This is a genomic window from Streptomyces sp. NRRL F-4489, from assembly GCF_001509485.1.
Classification (GTDB): domain Bacteria; phylum Actinomycetota; class Actinomycetes; order Streptomycetales; family Streptomycetaceae; genus Streptomyces.
Map to the genome: position 1 here is coordinate 252577 of NZ_LLZI01000001.1, position 24545 is coordinate 277121.

The 24545-nt window shown below is 72.6% G+C and carries 24 protein-coding genes; 8 read left to right on the plus strand and 16 right to left on the minus strand.

The annotated features are described in order from the left end of the window. Positions 1 to 188: 188 nt before the first annotated feature. A complete protein-coding gene (locus ADL22_RS35130; protein ID WP_159048564.1) occupies positions 189 to 698 on the plus strand; it encodes a hypothetical protein in 510 nt (169 codons plus the stop codon). Beyond that, complete coding sequence (locus ADL22_RS01080) at positions 695 to 1231, plus strand: hypothetical protein (RefSeq protein ID WP_159048565.1); 537 nt, start codon at positions 695 to 697, stop codon at positions 1229 to 1231. Before ADL22_RS35130 ends, ADL22_RS01080 begins: the two co-directional genes overlap by 4 nt. Positions 1232 to 1435: 204 nt before the next feature. Here the strand turns inward: ADL22_RS01080 and ADL22_RS01085 are convergent, their stop codons facing one another. From ADL22_RS01085 to ADL22_RS01100, 4 genes are all read right to left on the minus strand, one after another. Beyond that, positions 1436 to 1615 (minus strand): hypothetical protein, encoded by a 180-nt coding sequence (locus tag ADL22_RS01085; protein WP_066972722.1) that lies wholly within the window; start codon positions 1613 to 1615, stop codon positions 1436 to 1438. 100 nt (positions 1616 to 1715) lie between these two features. After that, positions 1716 to 1982, minus strand: coding sequence for a hypothetical protein (locus ADL22_RS35135; protein ID WP_159048566.1), 267 nt, complete (start codon positions 1980 to 1982; stop codon positions 1716 to 1718). A 1130-nt stretch (positions 1983 to 3112) separates the two neighbouring features. Beyond that, positions 3113 to 3286 carry a VOC family protein gene (locus ADL22_RS01095; RefSeq protein ID WP_234430492.1) on the minus strand — a complete coding sequence of 58 codons (174 nt, stop codon included), beginning with the start codon at positions 3284 to 3286 and terminating at the stop codon, positions 3113 to 3115. Then, entirely contained in the window at positions 3283 to 3495 is a 213-nt protein-coding gene (locus ADL22_RS01100) for a hypothetical protein (protein WP_066972729.1), read from the minus strand. Before ADL22_RS01100 ends, ADL22_RS01095 begins: the two co-directional genes overlap by 4 nt. A 334-nt stretch (positions 3496 to 3829) precedes the next feature. Here ADL22_RS01100 and ADL22_RS01105 point away from each other — a divergent pair, with 334 nt between their 5' ends. Both ADL22_RS01105 and ADL22_RS01110 read left to right on the plus strand, forming a co-directional pair. Then, positions 3830 to 5101, plus strand: a complete 1272-nt coding sequence (locus ADL22_RS01105) for a hypothetical protein (RefSeq protein WP_066972737.1) — start codon at positions 3830 to 3832, stop codon at positions 5099 to 5101. Continuing rightward, the gene (locus ADL22_RS01110; protein WP_066972745.1) at positions 5098 to 5736 is read left to right on the plus strand and encodes a hypothetical protein; all 639 of its coding nucleotides are present in this window, start codon (positions 5098 to 5100) and stop codon (positions 5734 to 5736) included. The genes ADL22_RS01105 and ADL22_RS01110 overlap by 4 nt, the downstream gene beginning before the upstream one ends. A 152-nt stretch (positions 5737 to 5888) precedes the next feature. Here the strand turns inward: ADL22_RS01110 and ADL22_RS01115 are convergent, their stop codons facing one another. After that, positions 5889 to 6746, minus strand: coding sequence for a tetratricopeptide repeat protein (locus tag ADL22_RS01115; protein WP_066972758.1), 858 nt, complete (start codon positions 6744 to 6746; stop codon positions 5889 to 5891). Between the two features lie 427 nt (positions 6747 to 7173). Here ADL22_RS01115 and ADL22_RS01120 point away from each other — a divergent pair, with 427 nt between their 5' ends. Next, entirely contained in the window at positions 7174 to 8331 is a 1158-nt protein-coding gene (locus tag ADL22_RS01120; RefSeq protein ID WP_066972761.1) for a cytochrome P450, read from the plus strand. A gap of 263 nt (positions 8332 to 8594) precedes the next feature. Here the strand turns inward: ADL22_RS01120 and ADL22_RS01125 are convergent, their stop codons facing one another. Together ADL22_RS01125 and ADL22_RS01130 are read right to left on the minus strand one after the other, a co-directional pair. After that, a complete protein-coding gene (locus ADL22_RS01125) occupies positions 8595 to 9671 on the minus strand; it encodes a hypothetical protein (protein ID WP_066972763.1) in 1077 nt (358 codons plus the stop codon). 103 nt (positions 9672 to 9774) lie between these two features. Continuing rightward, positions 9775 to 11313, minus strand: a complete 1539-nt coding sequence (locus tag ADL22_RS01130) for an IucA/IucC family protein (RefSeq protein WP_066972766.1) — start codon at positions 11311 to 11313, stop codon at positions 9775 to 9777. Positions 11314 to 11355: 42 nt separating this feature from the next. Between ADL22_RS01130 and ADL22_RS01135 the strand changes: the two genes are divergently transcribed. Continuing rightward, entirely contained in the window at positions 11356 to 12897 is a 1542-nt protein-coding gene (locus tag ADL22_RS01135) for an IucA/IucC family protein (protein ID WP_066972767.1), read from the plus strand. After that, entirely contained in the window at positions 12894 to 13757 is an 864-nt protein-coding gene (locus ADL22_RS01140) for a TauD/TfdA family dioxygenase (RefSeq protein WP_066972768.1), read from the plus strand. Before ADL22_RS01135 ends, ADL22_RS01140 begins: the two co-directional genes overlap by 4 nt. Before the next feature lie 53 nt (positions 13758 to 13810). Here ADL22_RS01140 and ADL22_RS01145 read toward each other — a convergent pair whose 3' ends face one another. After that, a complete protein-coding gene (locus ADL22_RS01145) occupies positions 13811 to 14380 on the minus strand; it encodes a TetR/AcrR family transcriptional regulator (RefSeq protein ID WP_066972769.1) in 570 nt (189 codons plus the stop codon). Positions 14381 to 14461: 81 nt separating this feature from the next. On the opposite strand from ADL22_RS01145, the gene ADL22_RS01150 reads away from it, so the two are divergent. Beyond that, positions 14462 to 15382 carry an NADP-dependent oxidoreductase gene (locus ADL22_RS01150; RefSeq protein ID WP_066972770.1) on the plus strand — a complete coding sequence of 307 codons (921 nt, stop codon included), beginning with the start codon at positions 14462 to 14464 and terminating at the stop codon, positions 15380 to 15382. Positions 15383 to 15491: 109 nt separating this feature from the next. Here ADL22_RS01150 and ADL22_RS01155 read toward each other — a convergent pair whose 3' ends face one another. From ADL22_RS01155 to ADL22_RS01190, 8 genes are all read right to left on the minus strand, one after another. Next, on the minus strand, positions 15492 to 16208 hold the full coding sequence (locus ADL22_RS01155; RefSeq protein ID WP_066972772.1) for a GntR family transcriptional regulator: 717 nt from the start codon (positions 16206 to 16208) through the stop codon (positions 15492 to 15494). Positions 16209 to 16288: 80 nt separating this feature from the next. Then, a complete protein-coding gene (locus ADL22_RS01160; RefSeq protein WP_066972773.1) occupies positions 16289 to 17671 on the minus strand; it encodes an aldehyde dehydrogenase family protein in 1383 nt (460 codons plus the stop codon). After that, on the minus strand, positions 17668 to 18672 hold the full coding sequence (locus ADL22_RS01165) for a proline racemase family protein (RefSeq protein ID WP_066972774.1): 1005 nt from the start codon (positions 18670 to 18672) through the stop codon (positions 17668 to 17670). Before ADL22_RS01165 ends, ADL22_RS01160 begins: the two co-directional genes overlap by 4 nt. A 13-nt stretch (positions 18673 to 18685) precedes the next feature. Continuing rightward, a complete protein-coding gene (locus tag ADL22_RS01170) occupies positions 18686 to 19615 on the minus strand; it encodes a dihydrodipicolinate synthase family protein (RefSeq protein ID WP_066972775.1) in 930 nt (309 codons plus the stop codon). A gap of 41 nt (positions 19616 to 19656) precedes the next feature. After that, positions 19657 to 21216, minus strand: coding sequence for an NAD(P)/FAD-dependent oxidoreductase (locus ADL22_RS01175; RefSeq protein ID WP_066972776.1), 1560 nt, complete (start codon positions 21214 to 21216; stop codon positions 19657 to 19659). Continuing rightward, positions 21194 to 21517, minus strand: a complete 324-nt coding sequence (locus ADL22_RS01180; protein WP_066972778.1) for a (2Fe-2S)-binding protein — start codon at positions 21515 to 21517, stop codon at positions 21194 to 21196. Before ADL22_RS01180 ends, ADL22_RS01175 begins: the two co-directional genes overlap by 23 nt. A 41-nt stretch (positions 21518 to 21558) precedes the next feature. Beyond that, positions 21559 to 22719 (minus strand): NAD(P)/FAD-dependent oxidoreductase, encoded by a 1161-nt coding sequence (locus ADL22_RS01185; protein WP_066972779.1) that lies wholly within the window; start codon positions 22717 to 22719, stop codon positions 21559 to 21561. A 116-nt stretch (positions 22720 to 22835) separates the two neighbouring features. Next, the gene (locus ADL22_RS01190) at positions 22836 to 24206 is read right to left on the minus strand and encodes an aminopeptidase P family protein (RefSeq protein ID WP_066972780.1); all 1371 of its coding nucleotides are present in this window, start codon (positions 24204 to 24206) and stop codon (positions 22836 to 22838) included. Positions 24207 to 24545 lie beyond the last annotated feature (339 nt).

Sequence of the window (24545 nt, forward strand, 5' to 3'; positions counted from 1 at the left end):
GCTGGACCCGGAACGCCGCCAGGACGGGCCCTGTCCGGTGACGACGCCGACATGCTCGACTGGCTGAAGACCAGGCGGGAAGCCGCCTCTTGGGAAGACGACCGCGAGACCGCCGTCGCTCTGGCCCGTGCGGGCAGGGTCAAGACTGCGGACAGCGCGATGAGTACCGGGTCCAGGCACTGCGGCTCATGGATGGTGCGGGCATCGCAGCCACGGCCACCGCCGATGCGGCCACCTCCGCCAAGGTCGCCAAGGATGCCGCCGCCGCGCGCCAGGCCGCCAACCAAGCACAGGCCACCGCCATCCACAAGCGGCAAAAGGAACAGCAGGCCGCGGTGGAAGCCGCACGGAAGAAGGCCGAGGACAACGCCAAGAATCACTACCGGCCCCAGGACGACCCCAAGAACGACAAGGCTGAACTGCCCGAAGAACACGGGATCGACGCAATTGCAAGGCCGGCCACCAAGACGCCTGCAAAGCCGCCGCCTTCCTGGGCGAAATCAGCACGGTCACCGGCTACGCGGCTTCAGCTCTTGCACTCACAGGAATCGAGCCCGGCGCGGCATTCTTCGGCGGCGTTTCCTTCATTACAGGCAGCGCCAGCGCAATCCTCACCGGCATTTTCTACGGGCCGAACAGCGAACAATTCGTCAATGCCGTGCTCTGCGTCAGCCTTGGGGCTGCCGGAATGCGCATGAACAAGGCGATATCCTGCGGGCCGCGCCGCGCGACAAGGAAGCCGCAACAGTGCACCGAGCAGTCGTTCACGAATGCCCATCCGTGGAGCGGCCGCCGGCGGAAGCCAACACCCCAGCCAGGCCCGAAGGAGCATATGTTGACCCCACCCGCGATCTCGACAGCCACCTGGTGGGTCATCACCGCCGTCACGACAGCGATGTACCTGGCCGTGCTCATTCCCGTCATGCCGACGCACCAATACAAGGTCCGCGCGGCCTGCGGGCCGCTACTCGGATTGATCTATCTCCCAGCTGCCGCACACCTGAGGCAGCACAGTCTGGAAACGGTATTGGCCATGCACTCCACGGTCATGATCGCTTTCTGTGCGGGATTCGCTGGCCGCAAGAAAGAAATGCGGAAAATAGCGGAAGAGGAGAGGCTGTTCGGGAAGAAAGGCAATCATCCCACGCTGGCCGCTCAGGTCGTGACGGCGTTCGTGGTCGCCCTGGTGCTGTTCATGTGGGTCACCGGAAAATTCGAGACGTACCCGTAGCCCCAGCCGCATGCTCGCCCCAAGAGGATCACCGGTTCGCGAAAACCGACATGGAGAAGGAGTGCCTCTTTTTCAGAGGCGTGTGATAGGTGGTGCCGGTGCGGCTCCGCCTTGACCGATGGCTCGAAGAGACCGTGGGGCAGGCCGGTGCTCCGAGCGCGGTGACGCGGTTGGCGTACTCGCGGCGGGCCTCGCTCCAGGCCGTCACACCAAGGAAGTCGGCGGCTTGCCGCGCATGTCGAGGGTGACCGGCGACTCCGGGGCCGAGACGTCCGCTTGCCCGATGACGGTGTGGTCGGGCATGAGGTCGGCGACGGCCGTGCGGATGACGCCCGGGCTGACGGCGTGGCCGCGCGCGAGGACGGCAACGGGCCAACCCTCCACGCCGGGGGACTCACGAGCCGAGAAGCCCGAACGGCGCCGGGAACGAGGCCCGTCTCTCCCAGCGCCGCGCACAGCCCGGCAGGTTGTGCGTAAGCGGGCTCTACGGTCCTTCCGTGGATGGTTGAGGGCCATTCGGCTGGTGCCAGGCTTCGGGGTGCCTCATGTACCAACGCGTGCGTCTCCAGTCGAGAATGACGCGCTGCACGAGTGCGGCGGCGATGCCCGCACCTGCCTCGACAACCAGCGTGATCCACATATCGACGGAGGCAATCGTCGCGAAGAGACCCGAGGCCACGACGAGGGCAGCGGGGACGACCGCACTCAGCTCGCCAGCCTCTGGTGGGTGTGTCTGGCCCATCGTCTTCATCCCCTCTCAGTCTCCAGTCCTGGCCCTGCCGGCCCCGGCGAGGGCTGCCACGGCTCCGTTGTTGACTTCGACGAGGCGGGCGCCGTCGGGCAGGCCGATGCCATAGCGCTGCCCTCGGGGAGCACCGGCGTCCTTGAGGACGGTGAGGGTTCGGACACCGCCCTCCGCCGTGGGCTGGACGGCGAGGTCGCTGGCGGGAGCGGCGCCGGGGCGATGCCGAACATGAGCGCCCTGGCGGTGACTGTTCCGATGGCAGCGCTGACGGTGCGCTGAGGGCCGATCACAAAGACCTCCCTTGGCGTGGAACCCAAGAGGCGCCCCGCACCGGCATCGCGAGCGAGCACCGCTACCGGGACTGCCTTACGGAGAACCCTGACAGACACCGAAAAGCCCACGAAAGGGACTTATGGCCATTCCTTTGATCCCCGCTTCTCAACGCCGCTGTGCCTGCGGACCCGGAGGACAGCGGGTGCCTGTCCACCCGCGGGCATTTCGTACCGCCTACGGGGGCCACGCCCGCCCGGCCCCCGACCAGCGCGGGCTCACCCGTTTGCATCCCCCTCACGCGGTCCACCTACGGCAACTCCGCGGCCGCCCGGCACCAAGACGACGAGCGTGCTGCGCGCTTCACGCCGCAGTGTGGGGCGCCGGGCAAAGGTCGCGGTCAGCGCGAGGATCGAGACCGTGCCCCCGTAGAGCACCGCAGCGACAGCGGAGAGGAGCCCGACCGTCATCGGGCACGCACCTTTCTTCCCCCGTCCGGCCCACCCGGCTCACAGCGCGGGGGGCGTTGATGCGTTCCCCTCCACCATAAACGTGCCGTCAACTCCCCCTGCATTCCCCCTCTTCACTGGAGAGAGCCACTACGCCCGCGGCCGCACGCCGATCGGCGCTGCCGGGTGCCCTGCCTGGGGGCAGTTGCCGTCCGGCCGTACGTGCGGCAGGACAGCGCGCCGCCGACCGGCGGTGGCCCGGTTCCCGGAGTCGGCCAAGGCGGAGATGCCGGCCGCCACGGTGGATGGAGTACATGGTCGGCAGGTCGCCAGGAGGCCGGCCCACCGCGGAGGATCCCGGCCTCACCGGCCGGGGCGCCCAGGGCGGCCGGGGCCCTCCCGCCTCGTCCCGGCGCCCTACGCCGAGGGGCCGCGGTAGGTGCCGAAGGTCCACAGGCTGCCCTCCGGATCCCGCGCCGTGCAGACGTACGCCGCGACGCCCGACCCGAACCGGGTCCCATGCGGCGCTTCGAGGACCTCGCCGCCGGCGTCGACCACCCGCCGGTGCACCGCGCCCACGTCGTCACTCACCACCTCGGGATGCGGGCTCGAACATCTCGCCGTGCTCGCTGGGCGGCGCCTCGCTGCCGTGGATCCCGGCCTGCATCTTCGTGCAGGTACTGCTTGTTCGGCTCCAAGGTGAGCACGTTCGGCAGCTTCAGGAGGAGGATGTCCGCCGGGTCGCGGCCGTCGTGGCGGCGCATCAGGTCGCAGGCCGTGTGCAGGTGCTCCAGCTCCATGTTCAGCCGGCAGACCGCTGCCCCACCTCCAGCAAGGCAGCACCACACGCCCGCGTCAGTGTCACGGAATCGGGGCGTGCCCCGCCCCCCCGGACCCGTTCGGACCGCCCCGCTGACTGACCACCTTCGACAACGACACGCCACGCCACGCCCTGACCGGCGCAAACGCTCCAGGACTGTCAGCGTCGCGTGCACCGCAAGCTTTCTGCAACCGCCCGGCAAGCCTTTCGCACACCCACCCGGGCACCTCCTCCATACCCCCGCGGAACGGCAGGGGGCAACGGGAGGCGGCCGTCAAGACGGCGGCGCCGGACAGCAGACATTGGGGGATGTCATGTCGGCAATCACCACGTCCTACGGACTGGGACGGGAGAGCCGGAAATCGGAGGACAAGCGCGAGTGGCTGACGCTGGTCGGCCGCAAACGCGTCCTGGTCATCGTGCACACCGTGCCCTACGGGAAGCGGCTGCAGGAGGTGTTCTCGCTCCTGGAGTCGGACTTCCGGGTCCAGGTGATGTTCACCGCGCCGCCGCATGAGTTCGGCGACGGGGTGGCGCAGTTGCTCGGCCGGCTGGGCGGTGCGCAGCTCACCTGGCAGGAAGCGGTGCGGATGGAGTTCGATCTCGTACTGGCCGCCGGTCCGCGCGGCGTGGAGGAGATCCGGGGGCCGCTGATCACACTGCCTCATGGCGCCAACTACCTCAAGCGGGTGGGGCGTTCGGGCGAGCAGTGGGTGGCGGGGCTGTCCCGGCGGGACATCGTCCCGGAGGGCAGGCCGCTGCCGGCCGCGGTCGTACTGCCCCACGAGGACGATGCGCGCGAACTGGCACGTCACTGCCCTGCGGCTCTTCCGGTGGCGGTCGTGGCCGGTGACCCGGCGCATGACCGGATGGCGATCAGCCTGCCGCAGCGCGATGCCTATCGCAGGGCGCTCGGCATCGGCGCCCGGGAGCGGCTGATCGGCGTGGTCTCCACCTGGGGTCCGCATTCGTCCTTCGGCTCGTTCGAGATGCTGTTGCCCCGGCTCCTGAGCGAGCTGAACGACGATTCGGTACGGGTGGCCATCCTCGTCCACCCCAATGTGTGGTCCGGCCACGGGGCCTGGCAGGTACGCGCCTGGCTCGCGCAATGCCGGACGCGGGGCGTCGCGGTGGTGCCGCCCGAGGCGGACTGGCGTACGGTCCTGATCGCAGCCGACGGCATCATCGGGGACCACGGCTCGGTCACCCTCTACGGCACGCTCACCCACGCGCCGATCCTGCTGGCGGCGTCACCGGAGCGGGAGATCAACCCCGCCTCGCCGGCCGCCGCGCTCGCCCTCACCGCACCGACGCTGTCGCCGGCCCATGGGCTGCTGGAGCAACTCGACTACGCGGCGGCCGAATACCGACGGCAGGACTACGCCGCCATTGCCGCGCGTATCACCTCCGAACCCGGCCGGTTCAGCCGGAATTTGCGGCGACTGATGTACCGCGTCCTGGGCCTCGGCCAGCCCGCGTTCCCAGCGCCCACCCGGCGCCTACCGCTTCCGTCGGCGCTGCGGACCTGGGTGGCGAGGGATGGCGGGGACACCTGGCACACGGGAGAGTCGGAGGTCCCGGCATGACGGCGGTCACATGCGATGCGCCCCGGTGGCTGCGGCGCGGCTGCCGGCTGGTGAGTGTCGAACCGGCCACGGCCGCGGGCGGCCGGTGGGCCCTGCCCGGCAGCGGGGCACCGACGCTGCGGATGGTCCTCGGTACGCCCGGGGACGCGTATGTGGTGGAGGTCGTGAGGGAAGGCGTGTACGCCGTCGATGCGCGGGGCGGCAGGACGGCCAAGTCCGCCGAGGAGCGCGTCGGCGCAGGCCGGCTTTCCTTCCTGCATGACCACTTCGCGGTCGATATCGACCTCTGTGCCGAGGAACGCTGGCTCGCGTGCGCCGACCTGCTGCACGGCAGCGTCCCCCGCCCACGTGACCACGCCCTGCGCTGGGTGGCGGACGTACTCGCCGAACGGGTCGGCTGCCGGCTCGCCACGCTGCCCCTGGACGACGGGCGCTGGGCGGTGGCGGAACGCCCGGGCGGCCGAGAGCAGGTGCGGCCGTGCCTGGTGCCCGCGCCGTCCTGGTGCGGAGGTTCCCCCACGGCCGCGGACCGGGCGTTGCTCCCCTCGTGCCTGTACGGCTGGGCCGCAGCGGGGCATTCATGGGGCAAGCTGGCGTCGTTGGCCGTGCTGACGCGCGCCGCGTCCCCGGCGTGAGAGCTCGGTACGTACCGAGGCCCTGATCGAGTCGGTCAGGCGCGAGCAGCGGAACACCACCGCTGCCCGTCGCGTTGTGGACCCGTAGGGGGTGCTCGCACCCCCTACGGGTTCTGTTCGAGCGCCCCTGGGAAGCGTCCCCCCTCGCAGCTTCACCCGCCCAGCTCGCCCAACCGCCCCGCCAGCCGCTCCGCCTCATCAGGGCTGTGCGGCAGGTGAGCCGCCCGGGCACGCTCGTAGAACTCCCGGGCGGCATCCCTGTCGCCATGGTGCTGGGCACTCCGGCCAAGCAGTTCCAAGGTCCTGGCCCGCCAGTGAGTCGCCCCCGACGACTCGAAAACGGCCAGCGCTTCCCGGAGTTCGCCGGTGCCTCGCTCGTAGGTATCGGCCCCGGCGTCCGCGGTCCGCTCCGGCGGGGGTGCGGTCAGTGTGTGCGCGTATCCGAGGAAGGCCAGCGCCCGCGCCGCGTCGTACGGGTCCCGTACCTCGGTCAGCACGGTGTGCGCCTGGGAGAAGCAGCCGAGGGCGCGGTCGATGGCGCCGCTCTCCAGGGCGATCTCACCGACAATGATCCGGGACAGCGCGGCACCGCGGTGATAGCCGCACCCCTCCCACGCCGTGATGGCCTGGGAGAGGTACGAGATGGCCTGCCCGGTGCGGCCCGCCTCGCGATGGCAGGTGCCCAGACCGTGCAGCGCCTGACCTTCGTCCCGCACATCTCCGGCCTCGCGCGCGGCGATCAGGGACCGGTGGTACCAGTCGATGGCGTCGTCGATGCGGTGCGCGCTGGTGAAGCCGATGGCGCCGGAGTTGAGTATCTGGCGCTCCGCGGCCCGGTCACCGGCGCGTTCCGCGGCGGCGAGTCCCAGTTCGTGGGCCTCGATCCACAGGCCGTAGTGTCTCAACCGCAGAAACAGCGGCCACATCGCGTCGACGATCTGCCAGCCCGTGTCATACCAGCCCTGTCCGATCGCGGTGCGGACGGCTTCCAGCAGGTCCAGACGGTTCACGGCGACGGTGGCACGCGGGCCGGATCGACCTCCGCTCCCCGCCCCAAAGGGCGGGGATGCCCACCACGGTCGGCTGATCGTCGCGGTGGGTTCCTGGTTCAACGCGCTGCGCCGGTACACGTACCGGTCTTGTGTGTGCTCCTACCGGTCTTGTGTGTGCTCCACGGGCTGACGCGGCCGGTCCGGCCGCCTTGGCGAGGTCGACCGCCGCGTTGACGTCCCGATCGAGGACGGCGCCGCAGGCTTCAGGCGTCCAGAGGCGGACGCGGAGGGGCTTGCGCCATCCCTCCCCCCTTCGGGTGAAAAGTCCCACAGGTTCGTTTTCTGCTTTTCCGGTCGGGCACTCCGTTCGGTAGGTCATCGACGGGAGTTCCGTTCCGCGGGACTCGGCGTCCGGTGCCAGGAGGCTCGCCAGGGGTGATCGGGGATGGGAATCGGGGACAGGCGCCGGTTGCGGCGGGACCAACTCGGTTACATCGAGAAGCTGCGGCGTCGCAGTACGACGGGGCTGATTCGCCTTCCCTGGGGTGCGTGGTGCGTCAGCGATACGGATCTGGCGCAGACACTGCTCCGCGACCCGGAATACAACACGGGGAAGTCCGGCTTCTTCGGCGAGCTGCTGCCCACCCGCGGCGCGCAGGTCGAGGTGGGCCACGCCGTACGCAACCTCGTACGGGCGGGCATGCCGCACTACCGCGCCGCTTTGGCCAAGTCGACGGCCGAGCTGCCGGCCGTCAGCCGCTGGCCGGCCGCCGGCACCCGCCTGGTCTACGGCGGTCTGGCAGACCTGTTGCTGCACCCCGGCGCCCCGGTCGCCACACGCAGGCTGATGCATCAAGCCGCAGTCGGGGGCGTGGCGTTGCGCGCGCCGCATGTGTGGCAGCGGGCCCGGGCGGAGGTGGTGCGCTCCAGGCTGGTCGCCGCCGTGACCGAGGAAGCGCGGCGCCGCCGGGAACACCGCATCGGCGAGCCGCGGGACGTGCTGGACGCCGTACTCGCCGTGTGCCCGCCTCACCAGGTGGCCGACCGGACCGCGGCCGAACTGCACCTGATGCTGTTCCGGGCGATCATGGCCCCCATCAGCTCCTCGCTCGCGTGGTGCGTGCTGCTGGCCTGCCTGTCCCACCCCGCGCCTTCACCCTGGCCCTGGTCCCCCGACCATGTCGTGCGCGAGGCGCTGCGGCACCGCCCGGTGGCCTGGATGCTCGGGCGCACCATCCCCCGCCCCGTCGCATTCGGCGGCATCGCCTTCCAGCCCGGTGAACTCCTGTCCGTCAGCCCCTACCTGCTGCACCACGACGAGCGCCACTGGCCCGCCCCCCACGCCTTCCGGCCCGAACGCTGGGCCGAGAAAGGCGACCACGGCCCCTATATCCCCTTCGGCATGGGGCCCTTCAGCTGCGCCGGCGCAGCGGTGGCGCACACACTGCTCACCGAGTCGCTGACCGCCCTCACCCACAACGCCCGCCTGACCGTCACCGGCGGGGACACCCGCGCCGCCATGTCCGAGGGCAACGTCCCCCGGCCGTTCATCCTCCACCGTGTCCACTGCCGACCGACCGCACACGACAGAGGAAGGGGGTGACCAACCATGGCCGCGATGCGACGCATCTTCACCAACAAGCCGGCGCGACGGTGGTACTGGTACTGACGACCAGTGCCTACCGGCCCGGACGCCTCCGGCGTCCGGGCCTCCCCGCGTACGGACCTCGCGGTCGACGACGAGTCCGCACGGCTCGCGATGGTCACGCGGCAGTCGCACCCGTTGCCGGCCGGGTCTGTGCCGGGGGTCAGCAGTGGTCACCGGCCACGGGCGGATATGTGACAGGCCAGGCCACGCCCGGCAGTTCATTGGATCAGGTCGGTGTGTGGATGTTCGGGGGAGGTCGGGCAGACGTAGATCTGCATGTTGTCCGCGCTGCCTACTTCTACCCTCGTCGGCTGGGAGGGATCCTGGCCCGCGTAGTAGGAGCCGGCGAGGGCAGCGGCCTGGTCTTCCCGCGGCGCCCAGGTGTGGCCTTCACCGCCGTCCCATTCCCAGGAAGCGATCGTCAGCAGCGGGGCCATCGGTGCCTGGCACACGGCGCAGTACCGGGGGGTCGGGTCGGTGCGGCCCCAAGGGGGCCAGCCGCCGACCTTCCAGCCGGGTGCGTTGCCCAGGTGAATTGAGTAGAAGTCGCGCGGGCACTCGGCGTAGGAGCTGTCCACGCCGGCGCCGGCTGCCTGCCATCTGTTCCAGTCCTCCAGCGTCCGCTGCAGCTCCGGGCTCAGGTCCAGGCTGTTGGGGTACTCGGTGATCGCTTCCGGCGCCAGCACGCACGGCTCCGGCACGTAACCGGGGTAGTCCGCCTCGTACGGTTCCGGCGGTGCGGCGAGGATGTCGCCGACCTCCGCGGCCGCCCGCCAGAACAGTGCGGTCGCCGGCTTGTAATCCGGTTCGTGCTCGTACGGGCACCAGAGGATCTGGAGCAGATCGGCCTGCCCGGGCGGCCGCAGCAGGGGTATGTCACGCAGGAACAGCTGGGCCACGGGCAGCATCGGGACCGGGCAGTCGGCGGGCCGTGGCGGGCCGGCGTCGAGCCGTTCGGCGAGCCACGCGGCGTTGCGCTCCTTGAGCGCTTCCTCCTCGGGCGTGAGCGCGGGAGGCCGGCCGTCAGGGCGCCACCGGGCCTGCAAGCGTCTCTGGAGCCGCACTTCGGTCGGTGACCGGCGGAATCCGGAGTCCACGTGCAGGTGCGCGTCGTCGCAGTGCGGCCACGGCTCCCCCGCCGGCCACAGCAGCGGGCCGCCGACCGAGCTGTCCCTGACCGAAGGCGCCCCCGGCCGTGGGTGCAGCCGGATGGCAGGCCGCGCCAGCGGAGCCAGCTCGGGGAAGACCGCGGTCACCTCGACAGGCCGCGGCGGAGTAGTGCGTACGGAACCCATGCCGGTGATCCTGTCACCACCCACTGACAGTCCCCTGCCGCCTCGACCCGCGTGAGCGCTCACCTGGTTGCGGCGCCCACCAACCGGTGGGTCGGCGCGGGGTTCACGGACGTACGGCCAGCGGGTTGGCGGCGGGGAGGTAGCGGGGGTCCGTGCCGTCCGCGTCGATCCAGCGGGACAGCAGGTTGGCCTTGCCCGGGACCGCCGGGGCGGTGAGGAGCGCCTCTGCCTCGGCCTCGGGGAGGCCGTGCTCCTTGACTTGTTGTTCCAGCTCGCGTCGCGCGGCGGACCACAGCGCCGGGGCGGCTCCCGGGAAGCGGTGGACGAGGGCTCCGGCGATCTCGGTGAGGTTGTTGACGACGAGGCAGTAGAGCAATCGCTGCCAGGCGGCCTCGCGCGATGTCCAGGGGATCACCTTGGCGCCCTCGGCGTCGCGGAAGACGGCCTGCACGGGGGTGCCGTCGGCGTCCACCGCGACCAGGGTGTTCTGGAGGTGGCATTCGACCGCGACGCCGTGCCGGGCGTACGCCTCCAGCACAGGCGGGACGACGCGGCCCAGATAGGCCGTCCACCAGGTCAGGGGGTCGGTGATCCGGTCGAGGGGGTTGCCGTCGAAGCCCTCGGGCAGGGCGGCGGCCAGGAGGGCGGTGGCGCCGGGGACCAAGTGGCCGTGCAGGCCGTCGCGGACGAGGACGGGGAACACCTCGTCAAGGCCGCGGACCGTGCGGTACCCGCGTTCGGACAGCCAGGCCGCGGGTCCGCCCAGCGCCCGGAAGGCGGCGGTGACCACCGGGTCGGTACGGCGCACCTGGCGCAGTTCGTGCCCTCGCAACCGCCGGACGTCGTTGGTTATCTGCACCTCCAGGCTGAACTTCAGGAACACGTCACCGGCCGCCCCGGCGCGTCCGGGCCCGCCGGGAATGTGGACCGTACGCACCGACGACGTGGCCCGGGCCTGCCAGGGGGTGGTGCCCAGCCGCACCAGGCGCCCCTCGGCGAACGCACCGCGTACGGCGGGCAGGCGGTGGACGAGGTCGAGCTGCCAGGGGTGGGCGGGCAGCAGGCGGTAGCCGGGTCGGGCCTCGCCCAAGGTGTCGAGGGCCGTGGTGTCGCCGTCGTCGAGCACTGCGTCCTCCCGCACGCCCAACAGGACGAGCGGGAAGCGGGCGTACGCCTCGGGGGCGTAGCGCAGCCAGGCCGCGGGTGGGCCGCCGCCGCTGCGGGCCTTGGGGGCCGGGTGGAAGGGGTGGCCCATGACCAGGGCCTGTTCGGAGCGCAGCCACGGGTCGTCGGGCGGGGTGGTGCGGGCCCGGGCGGCCAGGAGGGCCTCCACGGCCGTGCGGCTGGCGGTCATCTCGGCGACCAGCGCCGCGTTGGAGCGCCCGGTGGTGGCACGCATCTCCTGGGCGGCGAGGTCGACGAGCCCGGAGTGCCCCAAGGGCTGCCAGGCACCACCGGACCACAGTTCCGGCTCGGCGGGCCGGTGGCCGGTGCGCACGCGCAGCAGCCGGCCGCTGACGCGCAGGCGGTGGACGGCGCGGCCGGCGGCGGGTTCCCCGGCCGACGCGGCGGCTTCTCGAAGGAGGCAGTTGAGCAACGGCGTCACGGCCAGTGCCTCGGCCGCCCGGGTGAAGGTGTTCATCGCCCGCCAGTATGTGTGAACCGCGTCCGGGTGCGGTAGGACATGCGCGTGTGCCGAACCGTCGCCGAACGGGAGATCGCATCCGAACTGGACCGTGAGCGGAGGGAATTGCTCTCGTCCTACCTCGCGGCACTGCCCGGCGCGCGGACCGCGGTGCTGGCCCGGCTGTGGCGCGGGCTGGTCCACGAGCCGCTGCCCTGGGTCGCCACCCGTACCGCCGGGCCCGCAGGCGTCACACTGCGACTGGCCGACGGGCGGCGCCTGCACGGCCCGCCGTCCGACCCCTGGGCGACGGGGACATCGGTCCCCTCGCTGGAGCTGGACGGCGTCCGGTACGAGCATCCGGCGCGGCTGATGGCCGCCCTGGCGGTGCCGGGCGCGGAGCGGTTCGCCGCCGAACTCGACGGCAGCACGGCCTCGTTGGCGCTGTCCCGCACCGCGCCGCGCCCCACGGAGCCGCCCGCCCGGCCGTGGGAGTGGGAGCAGCGGTCACCGGACGGCCATCCGTACCACCCCGGCTGCCGGTCCCGCCCCGGCTTCTCGGCCGCCGAACAGCTGGCGTACGCCCCGGAGCACCGCCCGGTGGTGGGCCTGCGGCTGGCACCCGTTACGGGCGCCACGGTGCGCGGCCGGTGGCCGTCCGACCTCCGGGACGGCGGCGCGGTGCTGATCCCGGCGCATCCCTGGCAGGTGGCGCACGTCCTGGCCGGCCGTACGGTGCTGCCCGGTCCGCGGGCCCATCCGCTGCTGGCCCTGCGCACGCTCGACCTCGGCGGGAACGTCCACGTCAAGACGGCGCTGAGCGCTCAGCTGACATCCACCGTGCGGGACATCTCCGCCTACTCGGTGGGATACGCCCTGGCCACTTCCGACATCGCCGCGCGCGTCGCGGACCGCCTGGGCGGGCGGCTGCACATCGCCCGGACGCTGGCGGCGGCGGGGGCAGGCACGGCGGATCTGGCGGCGGTGTTGCGGGAGTCGCCGTACGCGTACGCCGGGGAGGGGGAACAGGTCGTCCCCGCGTCCGAATTACCTGCCCACTTCGCACGGCACGCCCCCCAGCCGCGGCTGGAGCGGATCACCGGCTTCGCGCGGCTGGCCCTCGGTGCCTGCCTGGACTTGCTCGGTCTGGGGATCGCGTTGGAGGCGCACGGGCAGAACCTCCTCGCGGTCGTGGACGCGGAGGGCCGGGCCCGCCGCCTCGTCTACCGCGACCTCGCCGACATCCGGATCAGCCCGGCCCGGCTGGTCCGGAACGGCTTCCCGGCACCGCCGCTGAGCGGCCGGCTGCTGAACGACGATCCGTCCGCCCTGCGCCGCAAAGTCCTCGGCTGCCTTGTCACGGGCGTGTTGGGCCCGCTGGCGGGGGACGCCGCGACGCTGGGTGCGGTCCTGGAGACCGCCACCCGTGACCTCGCCCCGACCGAGGACCTGCGGGCGCTGCGGACGGAGCCGCTGCCGACGAAGGCGCTGACGCTGATGCGCCTGACCGGCGGTGACCAGTGGGCGCGGTTGCCCAACCCGCTGGCACACCACCCCCACCAGCGCATCCGAGGCAATCACTGCGGAAAGGCGAGCGGATGACCCAGCCCTCCCCGGTCGAAGCGCCCACCGCGTGGAGCGGACACGCCCTCAAGGAGGCGGACTGGCTGCTTCCGCTGCCGCCCGCCTGCTCGCGCGCACTGGACGGCCGGCGAGGAGACCCGGGACCCAACGAGGCTCCTCCCGACCCCGCACTGGCGGATCTGGCCCTGCGTATCACCCATCGCCTGGGCAACGGCCTGGGATTCACCGTGCTCCGCGGCTATCCGGTGGCCGGCCGCACCGACCAGGAGTGCGCCGCGATGTGCCGGCGGCTCGCCGCCTTCCTGGGCACTCCCAGACCAGCGGACTCCGGAGGCTTCGTCACCGTGGCCGACAACGCGGGACTGGGCCGGACCGACCTCGCTCTCCCCCCGCACACCGACCGGACCCCGGCACCCCACCCTCCGAAGCTGCTGGGTCTGCTCTGTGTGCGACAAGCAGCACAAGGCGGGGAAACGCTGCTGGTCAGCGGCCATACCGTGCACAACAGGCTGCTCGCCGACACCCCCTGGGCCCTGCCCCGCCTCTACCAGGACTTCCACTTCGGCCGAGGGCCCGGCTTCGACCGGCTCCGCCCCGTCTTCCAGCGGCACGGAGCCGATCTGCGCGTGCATTACAACCGGCGCGGGATCGAACGCGCCCAGGACGAAGCCGGCGCGCCCCTGACCCCCGACGAGCAGGCAGCCCTCGACGCCGTCGACCGGATCCTCTCCGACGATGGCGCGGTCCTTCGCGTTCCCCTGCGCCCAGGAGACCTTCTCTGGCTGGACAACACCGTCGTGCTGCACGGCCGCACCGCCTTCACCGACCCGCCCGACGCGGACGCCCGCAGGTGCCTGGTCCGTGTGTGGGTGGACTGAAGCCCGTCCGCCTCCGGCTGAGCGAAGCCCCGGTGCTCCACTGAAGGGGCCGTCTAGCACCCGGCTCCGGCCGCGCGTACTTCGGCGAGCGCTTGGCGTGCCAGCGGGCCGAAGTCCTCGCTGTTGCCGGTGTCGATCCACTGTTCGTAGGCGATCTCCCAGACCAGCGTGCCCAGTTTCGCGGCCAGGCGCGCGGTCAGGCTCGGGACGCCGCGGCGGTTGAGGGCCTCGATCATCGCGGCGGTGAGGTCGATCCTTTTCAGGGCTTCGCGTTCACGCAGTTCCGTATGGGCGTTCAGCACGGCCTGGCGCCGGGCGCTGAACTCGCGGCGGTCGGCGGTGAAGAACGTCCGGCCGAGTGCGTCGAGAGCGTGCGCCACCGCGTCGAGCGGCCCGGCCGCCGGCGGCGCCGAGGCGATCCCTTCGACGAGCAGATCCGTCACCGTGCCCCTGCCGAAAAGCACTTCGCGCTTGTCCGGGAAGTACCGGAAGAACGTGCTCTTGGTGAGCCCCGCGCGCTCCGCGATCTCGATCACGGTCGTGTTCTCGTAGCCGTGCTCCTCGAAGAGGTCGAGGGCGGCGGCGGCGAGTCGTCCTGGTGCGTCGGGTTGCCAGCGAGCCATGGGAGCAGTGTACGGGACTTCGTCCCATCACTGGTGTACGGTCATGAGACGAAGTCCCATCACTGGCCAGGAGAGGTCACGATGAGCAGAGCTGTCCGGTACCGGCGATTCGGCGGTCCCGAAGTACTCGAACTGCAGGAGATACCCGAACCGCACGCCGCACCGGACGAGGTGCGCGTCCGGGTCACGGCCGCCGGGCTGAATCCGATGGATTGGCAGATCACCACCCAGCCCGACATGGCGGCGCGGTTCGGCATCACCTTGCCGGCCGGGTTCGGCAGCGACTTCGCCGGAGTGGTGGACGAGGTGGGCGCCGACGCCACGGGATTCGCGGCCGGCGACCGGGTGTACGGGGCGGCGATCGGCCGGTCCGTCGCCGATTTCGTGCTGGTCAGGACACCCGCGGCTCACCTGTGGCCCACCCCGGAGGGCATCGCCGACGAGGTGGCGTGCACGCTCCCGGTGTCCGGCCTGACGGCCTCCGCCGCGCTCGCCGCGATCGGGCTCCGCACCGGGGACACCGTCCTGATAGGTGGGGCGGCGGGTGGTGTGGGCGTCTTCGCCGTGCAGTTGGCGAAGCTCGCGGGTGCCCGGGTGCTCGGCACCGCCTCCGAGCGCACGTTTGGATTCCTGCGCGGGCTCGGCGCCGAACCCGTGGCGTACGGCCCTGGTCTGGCGGACCGGGTGCGGGCCCTGGCGCCCGAGGGGATCACCGCCGCAACCGACCTGTTCGGAAGGGAGGCGGCCGAGACCGCGCTCGAGCTGGGCGTGGCACCCGAGCGGATCTCCGTCGTGGCCGACGGTCCCGCCCCGCCGCCCGGTGTGCGCAAGGCGGGCGCCCTCGACGCGGGTCCGGGCGCCCTGGAACGGATCGCCGACGCGATCCATGCCGGCGAGATCACGGTGCCGATCGCGGCGGCCTTCCCGGTCGAGCGGATCCGCGAAGCCGTGAGGACGCAGGCCGAAAGGCACGTTCACGGCAAAATCGTGGTCGCGCTGTGAACCGGTGACGCGGTGGGGGCGGGCCCTTGGGCGGCCGGGCCCGCACCCGGGCCGGGACCGGCCCCGGTGAGCCAGGCTGCTCGCGCCCGAGCCTTGTGGGGTCCGGGCGTCAGCGGGTGGCCGGGCGGAGGGGGCGGCTGGGCTGGGCGGGGATGTGGTCTTGTGTGCTGTGGGCCCAGAGGGAGCGCACATGGCCCAGGTGGCGGGTCATGCAGTGTTCGGCGGCTTCGGCGTCGCCGGCCAGCATGAGGTTGAGGAGTTCGAGGTGTTCCTCGGCGGAGGGGAGCAGCTGGTCGCGTTCGTCCAGGGCGGTCAGGCCGTAGAGGCGGGAGCGTTTGCGCAGGTCGCCGACGGTCTCGACGAGTCGGTCGTTGCCGGCGAGGGCGAGGAGGGAGAGGTGGAACTGGCGGTCGGCGTCGAGGTAGCCGATGAGGTCGTGGTCCCGGGCGGCGCGCACGATCTCCTCGGCGACCGGGCGCAGCGCCTCCAGATCCTGGCGGGACGCGCTGCGGGTGATGCGGCCGATCATGGGGACTTCGATGAGGGTGCGGATCTCGGTGTACTGGTCGAGGTCGCGCTCGTTGACTTCGGTGACGCGGAATCCCTTGTTGCGGACGGGTTCGACGAGTCCTTCGCGGGCCAGGTCGAGCATGGCTTCGCGTACGGGTGTCGCGGAGATGCCGAAGTCCTCCGCGAGGCCGGGGGCGGAGTAGACCTGGCCGGGGCGGAGTTCGCCTGAGATCAGGGCTGCTCGCAGGTGGTGGGCGACTTGGTCGCGCAGGCGTTCCCTGGTGGTGTTGAGGTTGCGCTGCGTGAGGTGGCCCATGACGTGGTGTTTCCCTTCGTGCCTGTCCTCGTGGCGGAGCGGGTCACCAGCGTACAATGTCACGTTGTTTTCACAGGTGGCTATGGGTGTGCGGGCGTGAGGGTGTAGGTGCGGACCGAGGTGTAGAAGTCCAGGGCGGTGCGGCCTTGTTCGCGCGGTCCGTGGCTGGATGCCTTGGTGCCGCCGAACGGCAGGTGGAAGTCGACGCCGGTGGTGGGGGCGTTGATCCGGATCATGCCGGTGTCGAGCCGGTCGAGTCCGTGCAGGGCCGCGTCGAGGGATGCCGTGTGCACCGAGGTGACCAGGCCGTAGGGAACGGAGTTGGTCATCCGCACCGCCTGGTCCAGGGTGTCGGCGGGGAGCAGTGCGGCGAGGGGGCCGAAGGTCTCTTCGCGCAGCAGGTGGTGGTCGGCGGGGACGTTCTCCAGCAGGGCCGGCGCCGTGTACCAGCCGTTGCTCCGGGTGGGCGCGGAGGTGGTCACGAGGTCGGGCAGGCCGCGGCGGGCTTCGGTGACGCGGTCGCGGGCCTGCTCGTTGATCAGGGGGCCGCAGACGGTGGCCGGGTCGGTGGGGTCGCCCACCGGCAGGGTCCGCAGGTGGGTGGCCAGGGCCTCGCGCAGGGGTGCGAGGGCGGTGCCCACGGCGATCACGCGGCTGGTGGCGGTGCACTTCTGGCCGGCGTATCCGGCGATCGCGGCGGCGATGTGCGCGGCCGCGGTGTCCATGTCGGCGTCCGGCAGGACGATCGCCGCGTTGAGCCCGCCCATCTCCGCCTGTACGGGGATGCCCCGGGCGGTGGCGGCCGCCGCGACGGCCCGGCCGATGGTGGTGGAGCCGGTGAAGGAGACGGCGTCGGCACAGGAGACGAGGGCGTTCCCCTCGGTGGCGCCGCCGGGCAGGACCGTGTACACCCCGGGCGGCAGGGCTTGTTGGGCGATCTCGGCCAGGCGCAGTGCGCAGGCGGTGGCGTCGGGTGCGGGTTTGTGGACGACCGCGTTGCCGGCCGCGAGGGCGGGGGCCGCTTTCCAGGTGGGGATGGCGAACGGGAAGTTCCAGGGGGTGATCAGGCCGGCGACGCCGTGCGGGCGGCGGCGGGTCAGCAGCAGTCCCGGGCCGGCGGCCGTCTCGTGGACGGTACCGGCGGGGTCGTGGGGGGTTTGGGCGTAGTAGCGCCAGATCGCGGCGGTGCGGGCGATCTCGGCGCGGGCTTCGGTGACCGGTTTGCCCACCTCGCGTACGGTGAGCGCGGTCAGTTCGTCCGCGGCCGCCTCGACGGCGGTGGCGATCGCGGTGAGGGCGGCCGCGCGGGCGGCGGCGCCGGCGAGCAGCCAGGCGGGCTGGGCGGCGCGGGCGCGTTCGACGGCGTCGGCGGCGGCGAACGCGCCGGGCGCGGCGGTCTTGACGACCACGTCGGTGGGGTCGGCGGGGTTGCGGGAGACGATCGGGGTCGGTGCGGTGCTCACAGCAGGAATCCTTGGGGGAAGGGGTCGTGGGGGTCCAGGAAGTACTGAGCGGTGCCGGTGATCCAGGCCCGTCCGGTGATGCGGGGGACGACGGCGGGTACGCCCCCGATCTCCGTTTCCTGGACGAGTCGCCCGGTGAAGCGGGTGCCGATGAATGACTCGTTGACGAAGTCGCGGTGCAGGGGCAGGGCGCCGCGGGCGTGCAGTTGGGCCATCCGCGCGCTGGTGCCGGTGCCGCACGGTGAGCGGTCGAACCAGCCGGGGTGGATGGCCATGGCGTGCCGGGAGTGGTGGGCGTCCGCGTCCGGGGCGGCGAGGTAGACGTGTTTGAGGCCCGCGATCTCCGGCCGGGTCGGATGGACGGGCCGGTCGGGCGAGGCGTTGATCGCGTCCATGAGGGCGAGTCCGGCGGCGAGCAGATCGTCCTTGCGGGCGCGATCGAAGGGCAGGCCGAGGGCGTCGAGGCCGACGAAGGCGTAGAAGTTGCCGCCGAAGGCGAGGTCGTAGGTCACCGTGCCGTGGCCGGGCACCGTCGCCGTGAGGTCGAGGCCGGCGCAGAAGGCGGGCACGTTGGTGAGGGTGACGGCCGTGGCCCGTCCGTCCTCGACGTGGACATCGGCGCTGATCAGGCCGGCGGGGGTGTCGAGGCGGACGGTGGTGACGGGTTCGGTGGCCTGGACCATGCCGGTTTCGACGAGGACGGTGGCCACCCCGATGGTGCCGTGGCCGCACATCGGCAGGGCGCCGGAGACCTCGATGAACAGGACGCCGTAGTCGGCGTCGGGGTGGGTGGGGGGCTGGAGGATGGCGCCGCTCATGGAGGCGTGGCCCCGCGGTTCGTACATGAGCAGGGTGCGCAGGTGGTCCAGGTGCTCGATGAAGTGCAGCCGGCGTTCGGCCATGGTGGTGCCGGGGATCACGCCGATGCCGCCGGTGATCACGCGGGTGGGCATGCCTTCGGTGTGGGAGTCGACGGCGTGGAAGACGTGGCGGGTGCGCATGGTCTCCTCCTGGTCAGCGGTGGCCGGCGGCGAGCGCCTTCTCGGTGGCCGCGCGCACCTCGGCCTCGGTGGGGGCGGGCAGGGGCAGCCGCGGTGGCCGGGTGGGGCCGCCGGGGCGCCCGGCGATGTCCATGGAGAGTTTGATGGCCTGGACGAACTCTGTTCTGGAGTCCCAGCGCAGCAGGGGGTGCAGGGACCGGTACAGCGGTAGGGCGGTGTCGAGGTCCTGGGCCGTGGCGGCGCGGTAGAGCTGGGCGCAGGCGGCGGGGAAGGCGTTGGGGTATCCGGCGATCCAGCCCACGGCGCCGGCCAGGGCCAGTTCCAGGAGGACGTCGTCGGCGCCGATCAGCAGGTCCAGTCCGGGGGCGAGTTCGGCCAGTTCGTACGCCCGGCGCACCTCGCCGGTGAATTCCTTGACCGCGACGATGCTGCCTTCGTTGTGGAGGCGGGCCAGGAGCGCGGGGGTGAGGTCGGTCTTGGTGTCGATGGGGTTGTTGTAGGCCACGATGGGGAGGCCGGCCCGGGCGACCTCGGCGTAGTGGGCGCGGAGGGCGGGCTCGTCCGCGCGGTAGGCGTTGGGTGGCAGCAGCAGGACGCTGCCGCAGCCCTCTTCGGCGGCCTGCTCGGCCCAGCGGCGTGCCTCGGCGCTGCCGTAGGCGGACACTCCGGGCATCACACGGGCACCGTCGCCGGCGGCCGCGACCGCGGTGCGCACCACCTGGGCGCGTTCCTGGCCGGTCAGGGTCTGGTACTCGCCCAGGGAGCCGTTGGGTACGACGCCGTCGCAGCCGTTGTCGAGGAGCCAGCGGACGTGTGCGGCGTAGGCGTCGTGGTCGACGGAGTGGTCCGCGCGCAGGGGGAGGGCGGTGGCGACCATGATGCCGCGCCAGGGGCGTTCGGCGCTCCAGGCGGTGGCGGAGGGGGAGGGGGAGGCGGTGGTCATGGAGGAGCCCTTCTGGGGTGGGGTCGGTGGGGTCGGTCCGTTCAGTGGTTTTCGGCGGCGTTCTCCTGCGGATCGCCGGGGTCCGGCGCCGTCGTTCCGGTGCGGGCGGCGAGCACATCCAGCCGGACCGGCACCGCCAGCGGCCGGCGCTCGGCAGGCACCGGCGGCCTCTCCTCCCGGCCCTCGGCGGCCAGGCAGGCCACGGCCGCGCCGCAGATCCGGCCCTGGCACCAGCCCATACCGGCGCGGGTGAGGAGTTTGACGGTACGGGCGTCCCGGGCGCCGAGATCAGCGACCGCCTCGCGGATCCGGCCCGCGCTGACCTCCTCGCAGCGGCACACGTCCGTGGTGTCGTCGAGCCACCGGCTCCACCCGGCGCCGGGTGCGTGCACCGCGGCCATCACCGAGGCGAAGGCGCGCATCCGGTCACGCCGCCGGCGCAGGGCGCGGACCCGGCCGCTTCCGGCGGGCGCACGGTGCCCGGCCAGCCGGGCCGCGATCGCGATACCCGCCATCTCCCCTTCCGCGTGGGCGAGTTGGGCGCCGCCGATGCCGCCGGTCTCGCCCGCCGCCCAGATGCCCGGTACCGAGGTCTGCTGCTGTGCGTCGAGGACGAGGACGTGGCTGCCGTCCTGGGCGCGCCGGGTGGCGCAGCCCAGGCCGGTGGCGAGTTCCAGCTGCGGGACGAGGCCGAAGCCGACCGCCAGGGCGTCGCAGGCGATGCGGCGGCCGGACCCCCGTACGGGCCGCCAGTCGCGGTCGAGCCGGGAGACCGTGACGGCCGCCACCCGGTCGGAGCCGTGCACCTGGGTCACCGCGCTGCGGGTACGCAGCCGGACCCCGTGCCGCAGCAGCGCCGCGCCGTGCCTCGCCGCCTCCGCCGCCTTGTGCGCGTTGGCGGCGAGAGTGCGGGGGTGGCGGGCGTAGCCGAGGTAGCTGGATGCCTCGACCACCGCCGGGACGCGGGCGCCCGCCTTCGCGAGCGAGGCGGCGACGGCCAGCAGCAGCGGACCGCTGCCCGCCACCACCACCCTTGGCCCGGCTGCCGGCTTCGCCCCGGCGGGAGGGGCCGCGACCCCGGCTCGTGCGGAGGAGGTCCCGGCCCCGGGCAGCACCAGGCCGGACTTCAGCATCGCCTGCGCTCCCCCGGCGCCCACCACGCCCGGCAGCGTCCAGCCGGGGAACGGAAGGTGGCGTTCGTACGCGCCGGTCGCGAGCAGCACCGCGCGGGCCCGCACCCGGACCGGGCACTCCCCGTCGCCGTCCGCTCCGGTGACGGCGTGCACGTCCCACAGGCCGCTTGTCGGCGCGCGGACGACGGTCCAGACGTGGTGACCGGCCAGGAGAGTCACCCCGCTGTCGGCCAGTCGGCGGCGCAGGGCGGTGAAGGTGGACCAGTCGTGGTGCAGGGCCTGGGGGCGAGTGGCGCCGAGGGCCGGGGCGGGGTGCCGGTAGAACTGCCCGCCCGGCTGCGCGGAGGAGTCCAACAGGGCTACCGACAGGCCGAGTTCGGCGGCGGTGACGGCGCCGGTGAGGCCCGCGACGCCGGCCCCGATCACGGCGAGGTCGTACTCCGCGTCATCGGTCGCCGAGTTCGGCATGGCCGTGTCCCTCCTGGGTCGTGACGGCGTCGCCGGGCCGCGCGGGGACCAGGCAGGCCCGGCGGTTGGGTTTCCCGTTGACGGTGGCGAGGCAGTCGAAGCAGTGCCCGATACCGCAGAACGCGCCGCGCGGCCGGCCGCCGGCGCGGGTGGTGCGCCAGGCGAGGATGCCCGCGGCCCACAGCGCGGCGGCCAGTGTCTGGCCCGGCAGCGCGGTGATCGTGCGGCCGTCGAAGGTGATCTCGAACGCGGCGTCGGGCACCGCGCCGACGAGGTCGGCGGGGTTGCGGTCGCGCGCCATGCACGGCTCCTTTCGCGGGGGTCGGTGCGGGGCCCAGGCGGTCATCCCGCCTCTCCCCCGCCGAACCGGTCGGGTCTGAACGGCGTGATGTCCAGCGGGAGTTCGCCGCCCGTCAGGGCCTGGGCGATGATCCGTCCGGTGGCCGGGGCGAGGCCGATGCCCGCCCCTTCATGGCCGCAGGCGTGCAGCAGCCCCGGCCGTCGCGGGTCGGGCCCGATCGCGGGCAGGTGGTCGGGCAGATACGGGCGGAAGCCCGTATACGTCCGCACGGCCCGCACCGCGGCGAGGGCCGGGAAGAGCCGTACCGCCTGCCCGGCGAGGCGGCGCAGCACCTCCACGGACGGCGAGCGGTCGAATCCGACCCGCTCCCGGCTCGCGCCGATCAGCACCGGGCCCGCCGGGGTGCCCTCGACGACGGCGGAGGTCTGCAGGGCCGCCGAGTCGCTGGCGACGTCGGCGACGTAGTCCGCGGCGTACACCTTGTGCCGCACCAGGCGCGGCAGCGGCTCGGTGACCAGCACGAAGCCGCGCCGGGGCAGCACCGGCAGCTCCACGCCGGCCAGTCGGGCCAGCTCACCGCCCCAGGTCCCCGCCGCGTTGACGACGTAGGGGGCATGGAGGTCACCGGAGGGCGTCCGCACGCCCCGCACCTCGCCGTGGGCGCCGGTGAGGATCCCGGTGACCTCCTGGCCGAGCCGCAGGGTCACCCGGTCGCCGGCCGCACGCAGCAGGTGGGCGGCGGCCAGGGCGGGCTGCACCTGGGCGTCCTGCGGGTAGTGGACCCCGCCGGCCAGGCCGGGGGCGAGCCGCGGCTCCAGGTCACCCAGCCGCCCGCCCGGCACCGCTTCGCAAGCGACCCCGGCCTCCGACTGCCGTGCGGCGAATTCCCGCAGCGCGGCCAGGCTCGTGTCATCGGAGGCGACGACGAGGCCGCCCTTGGCCTCGTACTCGATCCGCGACGGCAGCACCTCGGCCAGTTCGCGCCACAACTGCGTGGAATAGCGGGCCAGTTGGAGCTCGGGGCCGGGTTCCTTGTCGGAGACCAGGAGGTTGCCTTCGCCGGCGCCGGTGGTACCGCCGGCTACGGAGCCGCGGTCGAGCACGGTGACCCGCAGGCCGCGCCGGGCCGCGTAGTAAGCGCAGGCGGCGCCGACCACGCCCGCGCCGATGACGAGGAGATCCGGAGAGTTTCTCGTGGGCACGTCAGTAATATTTCACATTGCACCCGCGTTGCCAAGACCTCCCGACCGGACGTCAACTCCCTTGCCGGCGGCCCGCGAACGCCCAGGCGGACGGGCAGGCTCACCCCTCCATCAACTCACCCCTCCATCAACGCACCCATCCACGCCTCCACCGCCTCCGGCGTCCGCGGCAGGGCGCCCGACAGCAGCCGCGCCCCGTCCGCCGTGATCACCAGGTCGTCCTCGATCCGTACGCCGATGCCCCGCAGGTCCGGCGGGAGCGTCGTGTCGTCCGGCTGGAGGTAGAGCCCCGGCTCGACCGTCAGCACCTGGCCTTCCGCCAGCACCCCGTCCAGATAGGCGTCGGCCCGCGCCTGGGCGCAGTCGTGCACGTCGAGCCCGAGCATGTGCCCGCTGCTGCAGAGGGTGTAGCGGCGGTGGAGGTCCCCTTCCGGGCTCTTCAGGACACCCCATGCGGTGAGCCCCTCCGCGATCACCCGCATCGCCGCGCGGTGGAAGTCGCGGAACCGCGCACCCGGCCTCAGCGCGGCGATGCCCGCATCCTGGGCCGCCAGCACCAGCTCGTACACCTGCCGCTGCACCGGGGAGAAACGTCCGGACAGCGGGAGGGTGCGGGTGATGTCGGCGGTGTAAAGGGTGTCGGTCTCCACACCGGCGTCCAGCAGGAGCAACTGGCCGGCGGGCAGCGGGCCGTCGTTGCGTATCCAGTGCAGGACGCAGGCGTGGGCGCCGGCGGCCGCGATGGTCTCGTAGCCCGTACCATTGCCCTCGGCACGGGCCCGCAGCCCGAAGACGCCCTCGACCCAGCGCTCACCGCGCGGATGGGCGAGAGCGCGCGGAAGCGCGCGGACGACATCCTCGAACCCGGCGGTCGTGTGATCGACGGCCAGCTGCAACTGCTCGACCTCCCAGGCGTCCTTGATCAGCCGCAACTCGCTGAGAACGGACGCGAGTTCAGCGTCGACGGCGGCGTTGCGGCCCGGGGGCAGGGCCTCCAGGCCGCCGAGGTGGACGCAGCGGATACCGGTCATGCGCTCGGCCTCGGCGAGGTCGGGGCGGCGGCCGACCCAGAACTCGCCGTACCGCCGGTCCCGGCAGAAGCCTGTGTCGGTGCGCGGCGAGCGGGGGCGGACGTACAGCACCGCTTCGTGCCGGTGCGGCCCGTCCGGTTCCAGGACCAGGACGTGCCCCGCCTGGTCCTCGCCGGTGAGGCCGGTCAGCCAGGCGTAGGCGCTGTGCGGCCGGAAGCGGTGGTCGCAGTCGTTGGAGCGGACGGTGAGTTCACCGGCGGGGACGATCAGCCGTTCGCCGGGGAAGCGGGCGGACAGGCGCTGCCGGCGGGCGGGGGTGACATCGGCGGCCGGCAGCCGGAGGGCGTCCGGCAGCGGCGTCGCCGCCCAGCCGCTCCCCAGGAACCGCTCCAACTCCGGGGACATGGGCAGATCGTGGCTGACGGTGCGCGGGGCGGCGGGAACAGCTTCCGTCATGGGTTCTCTCCTCCATGGGTTCTTCTGCTCGGTTGCGGTGCGGGTCGCGGCGCCCATGCGGTGGGCGGTGGGGCGCCCTCGCGGTGCGGCTCACGGAACGGCTTGCGTGCCCGGCCCGCGAGGCGGAGGGGCGGCAGCCGATCGAGAGCGTTCGCACCTGTCCGGCGGCGGGCCCCTGACCTGAACCAACGGGCAGCGCAAGGGATTTCGCTGAAACGTACCCTGACAAAGGGCTTGCCAGTGCAATTTCACATTATTACGTTACGCATCACATGGCGTGCACCTGCCCGTCAGTCGGCACGTGTACGGCAGCCAGGGCCCCGGACACCGCGGACCCGC

What these genes read in the sequence shown, in the direction of transcription:
- ADL22_RS35130 (WP_159048564.1), top strand. Translation starts at nt 189, where the DNA reads ATGGATGGTGCGGGCATCGCAGCCACGGCCACCGCCGATGCGGCCACC.
- ADL22_RS01080 (WP_159048565.1), top strand. Translation starts at nt 695, where the DNA reads ATGAACAAGGCGATATCCTGCGGGCCGCGCCGCGCGACAAGGAAGCCG.
- ADL22_RS35135 (WP_159048566.1), bottom strand. Translation starts at nt 1,982, where the DNA reads ATGAAGACGATGGGCCAGACACACCCACCAGAGGCTGGCGAGCTGAGT.
- ADL22_RS01100 (WP_066972729.1), bottom strand. Translation starts at nt 3,495, where the DNA reads ATGGAGCTGGAGCACCTGCACACGGCCTGCGACCTGATGCGCCGCCAC.
- ADL22_RS01105 (WP_066972737.1), top strand. Translation starts at nt 3,830, where the DNA reads ATGTCGGCAATCACCACGTCCTACGGACTGGGACGGGAGAGCCGGAAA.
- ADL22_RS01110 (WP_066972745.1), top strand. Translation starts at nt 5,098, where the DNA reads ATGACGGCGGTCACATGCGATGCGCCCCGGTGGCTGCGGCGCGGCTGC.
- ADL22_RS01120 (WP_066972761.1), top strand. Translation starts at nt 7,174, where the DNA reads ATGGGAATCGGGGACAGGCGCCGGTTGCGGCGGGACCAACTCGGTTAC.
- ADL22_RS01125 (WP_066972763.1), bottom strand. Translation starts at nt 9,671, where the DNA reads ATGGGTTCCGTACGCACTACTCCGCCGCGGCCTGTCGAGGTGACCGCG.
- ADL22_RS01130 (WP_066972766.1), bottom strand. Translation starts at nt 11,313, where the DNA reads ATGAACACCTTCACCCGGGCGGCCGAGGCACTGGCCGTGACGCCGTTG.
- ADL22_RS01135 (WP_066972767.1), top strand. Translation starts at nt 11,356, where the DNA reads ATGCGCGTGTGCCGAACCGTCGCCGAACGGGAGATCGCATCCGAACTG.
- ADL22_RS01140 (WP_066972768.1), top strand. Translation starts at nt 12,894, where the DNA reads ATGACCCAGCCCTCCCCGGTCGAAGCGCCCACCGCGTGGAGCGGACAC.
- ADL22_RS01145 (WP_066972769.1), bottom strand. Translation starts at nt 14,380, where the DNA reads ATGGCTCGCTGGCAACCCGACGCACCAGGACGACTCGCCGCCGCCGCC.
- ADL22_RS01150 (WP_066972770.1), top strand. Translation starts at nt 14,462, where the DNA reads ATGAGCAGAGCTGTCCGGTACCGGCGATTCGGCGGTCCCGAAGTACTC.
- ADL22_RS01155 (WP_066972772.1), bottom strand. Translation starts at nt 16,208, where the DNA reads ATGGGCCACCTCACGCAGCGCAACCTCAACACCACCAGGGAACGCCTG.
- ADL22_RS01165 (WP_066972774.1), bottom strand. Translation starts at nt 18,672, where the DNA reads ATGCGCACCCGCCACGTCTTCCACGCCGTCGACTCCCACACCGAAGGC.
- ADL22_RS01170 (WP_066972775.1), bottom strand. Translation starts at nt 19,615, where the DNA reads ATGACCACCGCCTCCCCCTCCCCCTCCGCCACCGCCTGGAGCGCCGAA.
- ADL22_RS01175 (WP_066972776.1), bottom strand. Translation starts at nt 21,216, where the DNA reads ATGCCGAACTCGGCGACCGATGACGCGGAGTACGACCTCGCCGTGATC.
- ADL22_RS01180 (WP_066972778.1), bottom strand. Translation starts at nt 21,517, where the DNA reads ATGGCGCGCGACCGCAACCCCGCCGACCTCGTCGGCGCGGTGCCCGAC.
- ADL22_RS01190 (WP_066972780.1), bottom strand. Translation starts at nt 24,206, where the DNA reads ATGACGGAAGCTGTTCCCGCCGCCCCGCGCACCGTCAGCCACGATCTG.